Source organism: Mucilaginibacter sp. JRF, assembly GCF_015223065.1.
In the GTDB taxonomy this organism is placed as follows: Bacteria; Bacteroidota; Bacteroidia; order Sphingobacteriales; family Sphingobacteriaceae; genus Mucilaginibacter.
In genome coordinates, this window is sequence record NZ_JADFBY010000008.1 from 101,867 (window position 1) to 117,910 (window position 16,044).

Genomic DNA, 16,044 nt, shown 5'->3' on the forward strand with positions numbered 1-16,044 from the left:
CTAAGCAGTTATCAGGCCTTTTGCGGAATTACAGCTTTTAATAGTTCGCCGGTTATTTCACGGGTATAGCTATTAATTTCCTCACGAAAGGCGGTAACCGAGGCACCGCCACGTATTTCTTCCAACCGTTTCTCCCAACTTCCGGTGAGTTCGGCCTGGGCAATGCGGCGGTTTTTTACCACTTCGTAAACCGATAGGCCTGTTGTGGTGGGCACCAAATTCTTTTTCTCGCGGATGATGTATTGGCGCTTTATCAGTGTTTCGATGATGGCCGCACGGGTTGCGGGTGTGCCCAGTCCGCTATCTTTCATGGCTTCGCGCAGTTCCTCGTCGTCAATATCCTTACCGGCTGTTTCCAGGGCTTTCAGCAAGCTGGCTTCATTGTACAGCGGTTTAGGTTTGGTTTGTTTATCGAGTATAGCCTTTTGTCGTACAGGGAGCAATTCATCCTGCAATACTTTTGGTAAGCTGGCGTTCTCCTCATCCTTCTTATCATCCTCTTTGTCATTAAATACCGCACGCCAACCGGGTGTTTGTATAACCGTGCCGCTGGCCAGGTACTTCTCCCCGCTTTGCAGAACGATCTTGGTTATCTCTTTGATACAATCCTGATGAAAAGCCTCCAGCATACGCCCGGCAACCATATCATACACTGCCTGCTGATCGGCACTCAGATTTCGTGGTGTTTCACCTGTAGGCAAAACAGCATGGTGATCGGTAACTTTCTTAGCGTTCACACTTCTTTTGCTCAGCTTAACTCCGGATAATAACGTGGCTTGCTTGCCAAACATGGCATGTTGTTCAAACTTCGCTATCAGATCAGGCACTTCGGCAAACACATCATCGCCAATATAGCGGCTGCCCGTACGCGGATAGGTTACCAACTTGCCCTCATACAAATTTTGCAATATGGCCAGTGTTTGGTCGGCAGTGAAGCCTTTGCGCTTATTGGCTTCCTGTTGCAAGCTACTTAGGTCGTGCAGTAGCGGTGGTGGTTCCTTGCGTGGTTTGGCCTCAACACTTAGTACCAGGGCATCAGCCTCTACCCTGTCAAGCACCGCTTGGGCTTCTTCCTTTGTTTTATACTTTTTTTCGGATATCGCGCGAAAGGTCATCCCATCCTTATCAGGCTGAATCGCTACCTGGTAATATAATTCAGGCACAAAATTCTTGTTTTCCAGATATCGCGCGCATATCATGGCCAGCGTTGGCGTTTGTACCCGGCCTAATGATAGCACTGCCCGGTTACCCGATGCCAGGCTGAGCGCCTGCGTAGCGTTCATGCCCACCAACCAGTCGGACTGTGAGCGGCAATGCGCTGAATAAAACAGTGTATCGTAATCATTCCCCGGTTTAAGGTTGCGGAAGCCATCCTTAATGGCGGCATCCGTTTGCGAAGATATCCACAACCGCCTGAACGGCTTTTTGCATTTAAGGTGATAATAAATATACCTGAAGATCAACTCGCCTTCGCGCCCGGCATCCGTTGCTACGATGATCTCGTCGGCTTCGTCAAACAGTTTTTTGATCACATCCAGTTGTTTCCTTACCGCCGGATCATCAACCACACCATCCTTTGTTTTTACCTTGCGGATGGATAGCTTGAACTTTTGCGGCAGCATGGGCAGATTTTGTACATTCCAGCCGTAAAAACCATACTCCTGCGGCGGGGCTAATTGCAGCAGGTGCCCGAAAGCCCAGGTAAAGGTGTAGCCTTTGCCTTCAATATATCCCTCGCGCTTTGTGGATGCGCCAAACACCCGGGCTATTTCGCGCGCCACGGATGGTTTCTCTGCAATGATCACCTTCATACAACAGGCCGAAACTACCGAATTGCAAGGCCAGCCACAATGGCTGTTGAAAAATCATACCGACAACTCTTGCCTTTTATCCCTTATCACAACCCGATTTTTAACTTCTTAAAAGCCTTTACAACAGCTTTGGCAATAACCGCGTTCCCTTTATCTGAGGGATGTAAACCGTCATAGGTCAGGTTGACGGCCGCCTCTGGATAGGGATACTCATCCTTGGCGGGATCAAAAGGAATATCGACTGATTTCGGATACGGGTAGTTTTCAAACTTGCCGCTTTCAGGATTTCTCAAACGCTTAAAATGCACCATATCTTTCAGTTTGAGAGAGGGATTATGGTATAAATCTACCACCGGTATATGTTCGTACCGGCCAATGGCTATAACCGCATTAGCGAATTCCTCTAACGATCGTCCGTTTTTAGCTTTGTACGACCCGTATGAATTATTGTTAGGATCGGCTATATAAACAAAATCATTACGTTGCATGGGTGTGATCAGCACTATTTTAGCTTGAGGATTAAGCATACGTATCTTATCCACAATGATACGGAAAGAGCCATAAACGGTATTATTCCCGCTGGCGTCACTATAATCAGCTATGGTGCCAATGGGTCTGCCCTGCCACCAGTCATTAGTGCCCAGAAAAACAGAATAAACATCAGCTTTAACTAACCCGAGCCGCTCAATATCATTGGCTATGTTTCCGGATGTCCAGCCGTTATGCCCCTGATTGATGTAATGCAGATCAGGCAATTGTTCGGTAACCCGGGTTAAGTATCCCTTTTTTACACGGTTCCCGGTTTCTTCGGGATGATCATTCAGGTAGGTGATCGAATCGCCAATGGCAACCCATACTAATTCTTTTTCCCTGAAAGAGAACAGACTTGCGATAACAATGGCTGTTAGCAATAGCTTTTTCATGATATCCGTTAATGTACAAAAACGAATATATTAATTTAGTAGCTTTTAACATCCGGCCGGCTTGTAGAGTATAATGGTTATTTTTCAGCTGGAAAGGCCACAATAGAAACGTTCCTGTTCAAAGCCTGCCCCTGCGGGGTAGCATTACTGGCTACGGGTTCATGCTCTCCAAACGAATGTATTGATATAAGGTCGGCATCAACCTTACCATAATTTACCAGCCAATGCTTTACTGCCATTGCACGTGCTTTGCCAAGCACTTGATTATTTTTCGCTTCGCCGGTATTGTCTGTACTACCATAAATGCGGATGTGGCCCGATTGAAATCTTTTGTTTATTGAGATGGCCACCTTTTGTAAACTGGCATCAGCACCTCCAAGCAAGGCGGTATCGCCTTTAGCGAAAAGTATATTTTCGCCCATGGAGTATATGGTATAACGGTCATTCCCACTCATTATCACGGATGGGTCCTTAATATCCGCATCTTTCACAACAGGCGACTGAAAATCGATAGTCGATGTATCTGGTGCGGTTACCGCGATTGGCGTAGTATTATCCGGTTTTTGATCTACAGGTGGCTCATCACCACCACAACCTCTAACCAAAAAGAATATAACTGCGATAACCGCTATAATTAATAACCAAACCCATACCGGTGTTGATTTTTTTTGTTGACCGTTTGTTGTTGCCATAATTATATATGGTAACTAAAAACGTGCCATTTAACTGCCCTTAACTTAGCTACGTAAACGCCACTATCTAAAAGCTTTAAATCTTTAATTCAGGACAATGTTTGTATATTAATTGCTGCTCCTCCTGTGTCAGATCCTTTAATAAAACAGGCTTATCCTCGGGGCGTAATCCTTTTTGATTTATCCTGTTGATGAGGCTCCAATCCTTCATGGGCTTATCCGGTCGCGCGCCCACCGGTTCATGCGCTGTCAGATCGTACCGTGTAAAATCGATAACCATTTCGGGTGTGTTATGATGCCAATCGCGCAGCAAGGCCAGCCTGAACGCCTTGTTCATGAACCAACGGATCTCCAAATTATTATAGGAATCGCCCAACCCGCAGCCACGCTCGACAAATTTATAATTGTAATCATCATTGCTTTTGTAATGATCGCGCCAAATATTGCCAAATTCGCCAAAACTCACCCATTTGGTATCCGGCCATCGTTTCAGGGTATCGGTCACCCACTTGGTCATGGCATCGCATATAAAATCCATACCGAATTCATATACCATTTGCGCCTCCCATATATTGGGTACCCATCCAAAGCCGTTTAGCTCTACGCCCTTATCAAAATGTATGGATTGGGTATGCATCACTTCCCTGTGCCCCAGCTCCAAACCCCAGCCTTTGTATGTTTCAATAGGCCCCACACCACGGCGACTATTGTAGCCGGTTATTTCATGCCCGGTTTGTCCGCTTTGCCGCGCGCAAATAAAATCCATCGACCATCCATCCAGATTCACACAATCTATCAGATCCTTTTTGCCCTGCCCCGGTTTGCAAAAATGCTCCGTTGAGGGGTAATAAGGGTACGACGGCGACCCGTCCGCACCGCCACCATCAATATTATGCTGGCTCCATATCACGGCCTGGGCTACATGTATCTTTTCCTTTTCTGCCAGATATTTTAAGGACTCGGCCGGTAAAAAACCACCAATTACTGATTGTGGCTTGTACCCCTTGCCCACAAAACCCGATATGATCTTTATAGCTTCTGATAGCTCCTTATTGATACGTTCGGGCGGCAGATACATCGCGGGGAAATATCCCGGGAACACGGTTACCTCATCACCATATTTTGCCTGGCATTGAGCGGCATATTCACGTATCTGCGCAAAATTTGTCCGCTTATCCTCAAGCGCGTTCAGCGTGAAACCCCAAGTTAAACGCCCGTTGGGATTATTTACACCAAATGCCTCACGCAGCCTCTTAACACCCTCCAGCGTGTGCCACTTCTCCTCATCCCTCGGATGCAGCTTTACATCACGCGATACTTCCCAGGGTGTAGTACGTATCATGATGCAGAGGGTAACAAACCGCCCGCCCATTAATTGCGTTGGCATAAGCATACCAACGGGCATAGCGTTAAGTATTGATGTACCCGCAAGCAGGCCGGCACCGGTTATACAAGTATTTTTAACGAATGATCTTCTGTCCACGTGGTTATATAATTTAATTGGTTTGTAAATATTGGGCTTGGTCAAAACACACCAATCACCGTTCAACAAGATAGCCAACCGATTCTAATTTCAAAAAAAGCTTTTATTTAGAACAACTCACCAACGGCCACAAATACACCATTTGAGCCGTGGTTGCCAAAACCATAATCGATAGAGATATTTGTTCTTGACACCTTGTTTAACTTGATGCGTAACCCCGCACCATAACCGGGCTGTATGGCCTGCATAGCTGTTCCGGGTTCCGCCGAAAATGATTGTCCGTTTACAAATACCACGCCGCCCAACAAACCGTTGGATGTGATCTGGTAACGGTATTCGCTTTCCAGGTATATCATTTGCGCCCCTCTGAAACGGCCCTGAATGTATCCCCTACCGGTTCCGTTATTCTGATCCCAGGTGGTGGCGGGCATATCAAGGTATGGTGGCTTACCGCTTAACACCAGCCAGTTGTAACTCCATAAGGCTATTACGTTTTTTGAGTCGGCAGGTAGCCTGTAATATTTACGCACATCAACAATAAGTGATTTCCATGACGATGTACTACCTAAAAACCTTTTATTATCCCGGTATACCATAGACGCATAAAAACCTTTTGTAGGTGTAATGGTACTATTGCGCATATCAAGCAACGCATTAAGTGTTATGCCTGATGATATGGTTCTGCCTTGATGGCCGTAACGCGAATAATCGGATACGCTGCCATCCGGATTACCTTTTTCTTTGATACCATAATGATCATCATAAATAAAGCCCGCCCCTGCATAAAAACTGCCCGACATTTTTTTCAGCACTGTTTCCGCAAGCCGTATCAAAGTATAATCCATCGGGTTGTTCTTTGCAACTGATGAACCGCTACCCAAGCCAAAGGTGCTTTGCGGATATTTATAGAACCTGATATCGCCTATAAAATTGTAGTCGTTATTATGTGTCCAGATATTGGATTGTATGGGTATGATTATCTGCTTGCGCTGCGTATAAGCCGTGCTTGATGATATGGTTGATATACGCGATGTGGGCGATGTACGAAAAGCCACATTACCTGCCAATGTTACTGCCAATTTTGTTTGTAAAGTATAGCCCACTGCCGGTAGTACTGAAAATACCGGTTTGGTACCAATAACAGATGATGATTTATTTTCAGTTTCAGAATGTTTATGAAACATGTCACGAAATACATCATAAATATCTTTTTGCTGAATGGTATCAGCACTGAGTGCCACAAGCGTATCATTTAAACGGCGCTTATAAAGCGGTATAATAGAGGTTTTGTGTTGTGCATTAACCATATCTGATAAAAGTATCATGCTTACAGTTAATAGTATTACTACTATGGTTTTCATAAACATTTATATCCGGCAGGTATCACAGTGTATGTATTTCGCAAATATAACTTTGTGGTCATAAAATCAACAACATGGTATAATTTGATAATATTTAACACAACATAATTATTGGGATCAATGTAAAGTGTAGCACACTTAACTATCATTTAAATCACATTCTTGATGTTATAAACTACATGGCATCAAGCCGCATTATTAATCACGATAGGCACCTACCGAAACTTCCAGATACTCGTTACGGTATTGATGGGGTTGTTTCTTCATAACGGTTTTAAACTGCTTGTTAAAGTTTGATAGTGTTTTAAAGCCACATTCATAACCAATATCATTAATATTTAGTTTTTCTTCTTTCAACAGTTTACAGGCCTGCTCAATCCTGATCTCCTTTACAAAATCAGAGAACGATTTATTTACCCTGGCCTTAAAGTACCGGCTGAACGAGGTGTTGGTCATATTAGCGATGGCGGCCACATCATCAAGCATTATTTTTTGGCGAAAGTTCTTCATAACGTAATTATATATCTTGTTCATGCGGTTGGTTTCGGCCTCGGTATTGGCAGATACAGGGTGGTTATGCGTTATAAAATGGCAATCAGTTGATTTGGACATTACGTTCAATATCTTCAAAAGCTGAATAATGCTTTCAAAACCCCTCATATCCAACAGATCAAGCATCATACCGGCAATAACCTGCTTGGTATGGCCTGTAACCTCAATGCCACGGGCGGCATTTACCAAAAGGCGACCAATGCTTTCCATTTCTTCCTTTTGATGTACGGTTTCGCCTAAAAAGTTATCGTTCAGATAAATTACAACTACTGTAGTACTGAGCTCACTTTTCTTTTCAAAATAAGCATTGTCGTTTCGCCACACGTGTGGTAAGTAAGGTCCGGTTAAAACCATATCGCCATGCGTGAATGATTTAACATTATCGCCCACAAAGCGGGTCCCCTCTCCTTTTACCACGTACGACATCTGGAACTCCTTATGCAGATGGAAGGTCGGATCAAAATATGGTGCGTCTATCCGCTTAATAACAAATGATCGCGATTCGGGTATTGGCGATTTGGGTATGATACGCTTCATGATCAGGGCTATCTAATTGGTTACCTCTAAAATAAAGAAAAAAACAGCCTGATGATTGATTTTATCTTTATAACATGTTTTTTACATTAATAGATGATATAATACAGTCGCAATCAGACAAAATGCAGTATGTTTTAGTGTGCTATAAGGGCTAATATTGTGTAACCAATTAAAAACACTATTTCATGATGAAAAAAATAGTTTACCTATTTTTTATCGTGTGCTTTACCCTGAATAGCTGCGCCGATAAGATCATTAATAATTCTACAAAGCAGGCGAATGCCGCTAATTCCAAGTCACCACGCCGTGGCGAAGTTCTTTTTTTAGGCAATGTGGGCAAGCATCACGACTCGGGTAAATATGCCCCTTGGCTTGCCATTAAACTGTTTGAAGCCGGTATAAACATGACCTATACCACCGAGCTAACCGACCTCAACCCCGAAAACTTAGCCAAGTATGATGGATTGGTGATCTACTCAAACCATGATGAGATCGCGCCCGCGCAGGAGGCTGCCTTAAAGGAATTTGTTGAAGGTGGCAAAGGATTGATAGCCTTACACAGCGCGGCGGGTTGTTTCCGCAATTCTGAATGGTATATAAATGCTGTAGGCGGCGCTTATCAAAGTGAAACAACCGGGTCATTCAAAGGCAAGATAATCAAGGCCGATCATCCGGTAATGAAAGGCATTAACGAGTTTCAAACCATTGATGAACAGTACGTACACCAAAAACTTAACCCGGATAAAACCGTATTGATGGAACGTATTGATGGCGATAAGCATGAACCATACACCTGGGTACGCAACCAGGGCAAAGGCCGTGTATTTTACACCGCTTATGGCCATACCGATACCACATGGAAAAGGCTCGATTTTTTAAATCTGGTTAAAAACGGCACTCTTTGGGCAATTGGCGATGATGTTAAAGATCAGATTGCCCGCCTGCAAATACCAAAGGTAGATATATACCCCGATACCATAGCCAACTATATCGAACGTCACCTGGTGCCCAAAATGCAGGAGTCATTATCGCCAAAGGAATCAGCGAAAATGATGCAGGTGCCACCGGGTTTTGATATCAGCCTGTTTGCTGCCGAGCCGGATATAACTAACCCCATTGCCATGGCCTGGGATGAACGGGGCAGATTGTGGATAGTTGAATCTGTAGATTATCCGAATACCTTTTTAGAAACCGATGGTGCCGCTAACGACCGCATTAAAATTTGCGAGGATACTGATGGCGATGGCCGTGCCGATAAGTTCACCATTTTTGCCGACAAGCTGAATATACCTACCAGTATGGTATTTGCCAACGGTGGTGTTATTGTTGCTATGGCTCCGCATTTCCTGTTTTTAAAGGATACCAATGGCGATGACAAAGCCGATGTACGTGAAACCCTGATAACCGGCTGGGAGAAACGCGATACTCACTTTGGCCCATCACAATTGCAATATGGCTTTAACAACAAAATATGGGGTGTGGTAGGTTCAAGCTATACCGGCTTAGCTAAGGAGGACGGGCACCCCATCAATTTCAGAAGCGGTATGTATAACATGAACCCCAATGGTACCGGTCTTGAGTTTTTGGCCAACACCAGCAACAACACCTGGGGTTTAGGTTTTTCGGAAGATAACAATGTATTTATATCAACCGCTAATAACACGCACAGCGCTTTCTACAGCATGCCTGCCAAATACATGCAGCGCGAATTGCCGGGTACCTCTGTACTGCCCGTTGAAAAAATTGACGGCCATTATGATGTACATGCCATGCAACCTAACCTGCGCCAGGTTGATGTGGTTGGTGGTTTTACTGCCGCTGCCGGTCATCGGCTGTATACAGCGCGTGTCTTCCCTAAAGAGTACTGGAATCGCATTGCTTTTATATGCGAGCCTACCGTACGCCTGATACACAATGCCATCATTGAGCCTAAAGGTGCCGGTTTTACCGAAAAGGATGGTTGGAATGTTCTGGCCAGTAACGACGAATGGATGTCGCCGGTACAAGCCGAAGTCGGCCCTGATGGTGCCGTTTGGTTTTGCGATTGGTATAACTTTATCATCCAGCACAATGTGTTTGTTGAGCGCCAGGCACCATCAAACAAGGTACTGCCATTTACCGATCAGCCAATGGGTCAGGGTAATGCCTTTCAAAGTTCGCTGCGCGATAACAACTTCGGTCGCATATACCGCATAACTTATAAAGGCGGTAAAGCTTCAACCATGCTAAAGCTATCAAAAACAGATATTCCGGGTTTGATAGCCGCGCTGAGTAACGATAATATGTTTTGGCGGATGACGGCTCAACGCTTATTAGTTGAAGCAAAGGATATGAGCGCCGTACCAGCTTTAATTAAATTGGTAAACGACCAAAGCGTTGATGCCATTGGCCTGAATAATGCTGCCGTACATGCCTTATGGACACTTAATGGCCTTGGCGCGCTAAACGGCAATAACGCTGCTGCAACCCAGGCCGCTGTAGGTGCCTTAACCCACCATGCCGCCGGTGTACGTAAAGCCGCCATTGAAACTTTACCTAAAAATACTGCCCTGCAAAACCTGTTGCTGAACGGCAATATCATGATCGACCCGGCCTTGAACGTGCGCTTATCTGCATTTTTAGCCGCGGCTGCCCTGCCACCATCCGAAGAAATGGGCAAAGCATTATATACCGCCAGCTTAAAAGGCGACAACAGTAAAGATGAATGGCTATCACGGGCAATTTTTGCAGGTGCCATTGTTCACCGCGAAGGCTTTTTGGAGGCTGCACCTAAAGAGGAAAGCACCGCCCCTACCGTTTCATCGGCCGATGTAAGCCTGAGCGAGCGTATAACCAACGCCATCCGTAAGGAGATATACACCATAGCACGCAACAACAGTATTGTACTTGCGCCTAATGTGAGCAACAAAGAGATCATCGTTACCACAGCCATAGCCAAAACCTTTACCGACCTTGCCGGTGTGGTTGCCGCACAGGGCGATAAAACCAATGGCTACGCGGTTTACATTCAGGATGGTAAACTCAGCATGCTTATTAAGCAAGCGGGTAAAAGCTATTTAGCCACCACCAGCAAACCACTGCCTGAGCGCTTTAACCTGGAAGCCAGCTTAACCGGCAATGGATTGATCAGCATTAAGATTGACGATGCGGAGGTTGCAAAAGGCAAAGCTCCCGGCCTGTTTAAAGCGCCACTCGGCCAGGCTGTACGTACCGGCACCGATCTGAAAGGCCAATATAAAGTGGGTGATTACCCTGATGCGCCGCGCTTTGCAGGTAATATTCAGCGCACTATTGTTGAATTGCGAAAACCTGTAGCAACCTCCGCTAAAACAACAATCGTTAAGGGCACTACGGCTAAACCCGGCGCTGCGCTGCCTCCGGTAACCATCAGCATTAAGGTGGTTAAGGATATGATGCAGTTCACCAAGAAACAGTTTACGGTTAAGGCGGGCCAAAAAGTGATCATCGAATTTGAGAACCCCGATGGTATGCAACACAATATTGTTATTGTAAAACCGGGCACCATGAATAAAGTGGGCGCCGCTGTTGATGCCATGATACAAGACCCGAAAGGTGCTTCAAAAAGCTATATCCCGGCTTCGCCTGATGTTTTCCAGGCGCTTAAGCTGATAGACTCGGGCGACAGCGCGACACTGGAGTTCATCGCCCCCGAAAAACCGGGCGATTACCCATACATCTGTACCTTCCCGGGGCACTGGCGTATTATGAATGGCGTTATGCGTGTAACTAAGTAAAACAAATATTAAACAACCTGAATATGAAAATAAAATTGATCATACCTGCGCTGCTGATCGGCTTGCTTGCAGTGAGTTGCAGCGCTCAAAAAAAAGCAGCATCAGCCGGTAAAAGTATCCGCGTTCTCATCGTTGGCGGCGGTTCATCGCACGATTTTGATAAATGGTACAAAGGTGTTGACGCTGAAACACTGCGTAAGGACGGAGCCACGGTAATTTACACCAGCAATACCGACTCGATAGCCTATTATCTGCCGCAAACGGATGTACTATATCTGAGCAACAATCAACCTATTAAAAACGAGGCAGATCGTAAAGCTATTTTCGCGTTCGCGGATGCCGGTAAGGGTTTAATATTGGGGCACCCCGCCTTGTGGTATAATTGGAAAGACTGGCCGGAGTATAACGCCGTGCTGGCAGGCGGCGGCGCAACATCGCACGACAAGTATGGCGCCTTTGAGGAAACCGTAGTAAATACCACTCATCCCATTACTAAAGACCTGGAGCCAAAGATCACTTTGCAGGACGAGCGTTACCGCTACGAACACGCCCCTACAGCTACCGATATTGATGTACTGGTAACCAACAGCGTTGCCGGATCTGACAAGGTATACCCTTCCATATTCATCGTAAAGCACCCCAAGGCACGCATTGTCGGTATTGCTTTAGGCCACGATGGCGGCTCGCACGATATTGTTTTTTATCAAACCATCCTGCGCAACTCAGTAAAATGGGCCGCGGGCAAATAGTAACATTTATTAACCAAAACATACACAACAAAAATGAGCGACAAAAAAATCACCGTAGTAATTATAGGCATGGGGTTCGGTAAAGAATTTATACCCATCTATCAAAGTCATCCAAACATTAAAGCAGTAGGCATTTGCACCCGCAACAAAGCTACTTTAGATGAGCTGGCCACACGCTTTAACCTTGACCGCGATCTTTGTTTTGAGAATTGGGAAGATATACCCGGCCGTGATGATGTTGACGCTATACACGTGGTAACCCCTGTTCCCGAGCACGCTAAAATGACCCTGGCCTCATTAAACGCTAATAAACACACCGCCTGTACCATACCAATGGCCATGACAGTAGAAGATTGCACAGCCATAGTTGAAGCTAAACGCCGCAGCGGCAAGGTTTACATGATGATGGAAACCGCGTTATATACCCGTGAGTTTTTGTACGGATTGAAATTGGCAGAAAGTGGTCAGTTGGGGCGCATACAGTTTGTTCGCGGATCGCACATACAGGATATGAGCATGGAGGGATGGGCCGAGTACTGGAAAGGTTACCCGCCTATGCTGAACGGTACGCACGCCATATCTCCGCTGCTTCGCATCAATAATACCAAGGCCGAAACGGTGGTATGTCACGGTTCAGGTCGTTTAAGTGATGATCTGGCTTCGCGATATGGTTCGCCATTCGCTGTTGAAACCGCGACCTTCACTCTTAAAAACTCGGATGTTGTTGCCGAGGCTACTCGTTCGCTGTTTGATGTGGTGCGCCAGTACCGCGAAAGCTATGATGTGTACGGCACCAAGATGTCGTTTGAGTGGGAGCAATTGCAGGATGAGGAGCACGTAATATTTGATGGCGGCGAAAACGCTAAACGCATTAACGTGCCCGATACTGATGAAATGCTGATAGAACCCATAAAACACTTTACCCGCCGCGAAAAAATTGATGACCCAAATCACGTGTCTTTCTTGCAAGGCGCAGGTCATGGCGGTTCGCACCCGCATTTGGTGCAGGAGTTTTTGGCCGCGATTGTTGAGGGTCGCGATTCGGCGGTTGACGCTGCCATTGCAGCCAACTACACCTGCGCCGGTATCTGCGCGCACGAATCGGCTATGAACGGCGGTAAGCGTATTGATATTCCTCAATTTGATTAATCAGGGCATGATAAAATTCGGCGTAAGCACATTTGTATGGGTATCTCCTTTTGATACAGTCTCATTTCATCTGATTGATAAAGTAAAACAAATGGGGTATGATATTATTGAGATAGCCGTTGAAGATAAAAACCTGATAGACTGGCCCCTGTTAAAATCCCTCGCCAAAAACGCGGCACTGGATGTTACCATTAGCGGTGCATTTGGTGCCGACAGGGATATTTCAAGCACCGATCCTGATGTACGAGAAAACGGCCTGCAATATATTATTGATTGTGTGGAGATAGCTAACTTTATGGAAAGCCCCATCTTCACAGGCCCTGTATATTCGGCCGTAGGCAAAACACGTATAGTGAGTACTGAGCAAAAGCAACAGGAACATGCCTGGTGTATTGAAAACCTGCTTAAAGCCAGTGATATTGCCCGGCAACAAGGCGTAGTAATAGGCGTTGAACCCCTGAACCGTTTTGAAACCGATATGGTGAACACGGTCGATCAGGCGCTATCCATCGTAAAGGAAGTAAACAGTGCTTTCATTAAAATATCGCTTGATACCTTTCATGGAAATATTGAGGAGAAAAGCATACCCAACAGCATCCGCAAAATAGGTAAAGACCTGCTTTGCCATGTTCAGGGTAATGAAAGCGACCGTGGTACCCCCGGAACCGGTAATTTAGACTGGCCCGGCATTAAGCAAGCGCTGATAGATATTGAATATGATGGCGCTGTAGTAATAGAAACCTTTGGAGCACCATCAAAAGAACTTGCCAAGGCGGCCTCGATTTGGCGCCCGCTGGCCAATAGTGCCGATGAGTTGGCCACTGAGGGCCTGGCCTTTTATAAAACATTATTAACCTAAACTAATTGATATGAGTGAAACTGCAATTCATACAGGCGATGCTATTAAGATAGATGAACGATCAAGAAAGATACTGTTTTGGGGTTGTTTTACTGTACTGGTAGCATCAGCTTTCGGGTTTGTATTCCGGTCGTTCCTGATGGCTGAGTGGGGCACCCAGTTTGGCTTGAGCAAAACTCAGCAGGGCGAAATATTTGGCGTAAGCTTTTGGCCATTTGGTATCAGCATTGTTTTTTTTAGTTTGATAATTGACAAGGTAGGCTACAAAAAGTCGATGATATTTGCTTTTATATGCCATATCCTGTCTATCATCATCACCATAATGGCAACCGGTTACTGGATGCTCTATGTAGGTACCCTGCTATTCGCCCTTGGCAATGGCGCTGCCGAGGCGGTAGTTAACCCCGTAGTAGCCAGCATGTACCCACGCGATAAAACCAAATGGCTTAACATACTACACGCCGGTTGGCCCGCGGGTATGGTAATAGCGGGTTTATTAGCCATCGGCATGATACACGTGCAGTCGGCATGGCCGGTTATCATTGGCATTATTTCGTTACCCGTTATTGTGTATGGTGTTATCATTTTTAAATGTTCATTCCCCGTTAGCGAACGTGTAAAAGCAGGTGTAAGCTACCTGCAAATGCTTAACGAGGTAGGCATATTGGGTATCATTATCATTGTAGGTTTATGTGCCTTTCAGATAGGTGGCCTGTTTGGCTGGCCGTACATTTACAGCATTATTGCTGTGGTTGTAGTAGCGGGTATATTCGCGTGGTTCGTCCGGTCGTTAGGGCATCCCCTATTCATCATGTTGTTATTGCTGATGATACCCCTGGCTACTACCGAGCTGGGTACCGATAGCTGGATAACCGACCTCATGACCCCCGAAATGGCTAAGGCCGGCCTGCAAGGCGGCTGGGTTTTGGTTTATACCTCTGTTATAATGGCTATACTGCGGTTTTGCTCAGGCCCCGTGGTGCACAGGTTATCGCCATTGGGTTTGCTGGCCACCAGTGCATTGATCGCCTCATTGGGCTTATACTTCCTGTCGTATTCTGTAGGCTTCATCATTATTGTTGCCGCCACCATTTACGCGTTAGGTAAAACCTTCTTTTGGGGTACGATGCTTGGCGTAGTAGCCGAGCGTTTCCCGAAAGGTGGAGCGTTAACACTCAACTTTACCAGTGCAGTGGGCCAGATGGGTGTCGGAGTAATTGGAGCCGTTTTTTTAGGAACCATACAGGATAAGCAACTGGAACAAAACCTGGCAACCTATGATGCCAACAATAACACCACCCTGCATACAACCTATGTAAGCCAACACAAGCAAAGCATATTCGGCAAGTATAAAGCGCTTGACGAAGCTAAACTTTCAGCCGCTCCCGAGTCCACAAAAACCATCATCTCAACCGCGGAAAACGAATCAAAAAAGAACGCCTTACGTACCGTGGCCATACTGCCGGGCTGTATGTTGTTCTTTTTTATAGGAGCGATACTTTACTTTAGATCAAAGGGAGGTTATAAACCGGTTGTGCTAACCGGGCATACGGATCAGATAACAACATAACAACAACAAATCAACGAGATAATCCGATCAAAAACCCATCACAGTTAAGATATTTAAAAATCTCGACGGCCGTCTTTCTGAATAATTAAGGCAACAGCAATGGTAAAAATTGTTACTATGCTTAAGCCAATAATTAAATAAACATCAAAATTCATATTCATAAAAAACGGCAGATGCAAAAAGCACCTGCCGTTAAACTTTATCAAGTTACTGATAAGTAATTTAGGTACCGTATACATGCTGGATATTTTGTACCAATGAAGGATATATCCTATCGCGCTTGTGCGCTTTTTTTCTTAATTCTTTCAGCTTTGGAGCAATAAATTGTAGCTTAATTTTATTAAATAGGTTGTGATAATCTTGTATTAACTCGCTCAGTACAACTATCTGCTTATTGTAATTAGCGTGCGTGGTTTCCAGTTGGGCACGTAACTCACCTGCTGTTTGCATATCACTGTCCCGATCTAAATTTTCACACAATAAGTTTTCTAACTGAAGCAGGGCATCAACCAACTGCCTGTGCCTTGTATCGCTAATACCCTGCATTTTTTTGTACTTTATTAATGATCAGGCAGATGCTAACTTTTATTAACATCTGCCTGA

12 protein-coding genes are annotated in these 16,044 nt (G+C 45.3%); 5 read left to right on the forward strand and 7 right to left on the reverse strand.

The window, feature by feature from the left end; genetic code table 11:
* Positions 1–11 precede the first annotated feature (11 nt).
* The 6 genes from topB to IM792_RS17290 form a co-directional block, all read right to left on the reverse strand.
* Complete coding sequence (gene topB / locus IM792_RS17265; protein WP_194103152.1) at positions 12–1,811, reverse strand: DNA topoisomerase III; 1,800 nt, start codon at positions 1,809–1,811, stop codon at positions 12–14.
* Positions 1,812–1,897: 86 nt separating this feature from the next.
* Positions 1,898–2,734, reverse strand: coding sequence for an SGNH/GDSL hydrolase family protein (locus tag IM792_RS17270; protein ID WP_194103153.1), 837 nt, complete (start codon positions 2,732–2,734; stop codon positions 1,898–1,900).
* A 77-nt stretch (positions 2,735–2,811) separates the two neighbouring features.
* Entirely contained in the window at positions 2,812–3,426 is a 615-nt protein-coding gene (locus IM792_RS17275; protein ID WP_194103154.1) for an OmpA family protein, read from the reverse strand.
* Between the two features lie 76 nt (positions 3,427–3,502).
* Positions 3,503–4,909 (reverse strand): DUF3863 domain-containing protein, encoded by a 1,407-nt coding sequence (locus tag IM792_RS17280; protein WP_347343825.1) that lies wholly within the window; start codon positions 4,907–4,909, stop codon positions 3,503–3,505.
* A 107-nt stretch (positions 4,910–5,016) separates the two neighbouring features.
* Positions 5,017–6,270, reverse strand: a complete 1,254-nt coding sequence (locus IM792_RS17285; RefSeq protein WP_194103155.1) for a BamA/TamA family outer membrane protein — start codon at positions 6,268–6,270, stop codon at positions 5,017–5,019.
* Between the two features lie 198 nt (positions 6,271–6,468).
* Positions 6,469–7,359 carry an AraC family transcriptional regulator gene (locus tag IM792_RS17290; RefSeq protein ID WP_194103156.1) on the reverse strand — a complete coding sequence of 297 codons (891 nt, stop codon included), beginning with the start codon at positions 7,357–7,359 and terminating at the stop codon, positions 6,469–6,471.
* Between the two features lie 185 nt (positions 7,360–7,544).
* Between IM792_RS17290 and IM792_RS17295 the strand changes: the two genes are divergently transcribed.
* Genes IM792_RS17295 through IM792_RS17315 form a run of 5 tightly spaced genes read left to right on the forward strand, consistent with a single transcriptional unit; the run spans position 7,545 to position 15,441 of the window.
* On the forward strand, positions 7,545–11,114 hold the full coding sequence (locus tag IM792_RS17295) for a PVC-type heme-binding CxxCH protein (protein ID WP_228085215.1): 3,570 nt from the start codon (positions 7,545–7,547) through the stop codon (positions 11,112–11,114).
* A gap of 23 nt (positions 11,115–11,137) precedes the next feature.
* On the forward strand, positions 11,138–11,863 hold the full coding sequence (locus tag IM792_RS17300; RefSeq protein WP_194103157.1) for a ThuA domain-containing protein: 726 nt from the start codon (positions 11,138–11,140) through the stop codon (positions 11,861–11,863).
* A gap of 33 nt (positions 11,864–11,896) precedes the next feature.
* Complete coding sequence (locus tag IM792_RS17305; protein ID WP_194103158.1) at positions 11,897–13,012, forward strand: Gfo/Idh/MocA family oxidoreductase; 1,116 nt, start codon at positions 11,897–11,899, stop codon at positions 13,010–13,012.
* A gap of 7 nt (positions 13,013–13,019) precedes the next feature.
* Positions 13,020–13,871, forward strand: coding sequence for a sugar phosphate isomerase/epimerase family protein (locus IM792_RS17310; protein ID WP_228085217.1), 852 nt, complete (start codon positions 13,020–13,022; stop codon positions 13,869–13,871).
* A gap of 10 nt (positions 13,872–13,881) precedes the next feature.
* Positions 13,882–15,441: an MFS transporter gene (locus IM792_RS17315; protein WP_194103159.1), complete on the forward strand. Its 1,560-nt coding sequence runs from the start codon at positions 13,882–13,884 to the stop codon at positions 15,439–15,441.
* Positions 15,442–15,663: 222 nt separating this feature from the next.
* Here IM792_RS17315 and IM792_RS17320 read toward each other — a convergent pair whose 3' ends face one another.
* Positions 15,664–15,987: a hypothetical protein gene (locus tag IM792_RS17320; RefSeq protein ID WP_194103160.1), complete on the reverse strand. Its 324-nt coding sequence runs from the start codon at positions 15,985–15,987 to the stop codon at positions 15,664–15,666.
* Positions 15,988–16,044 lie beyond the last annotated feature (57 nt).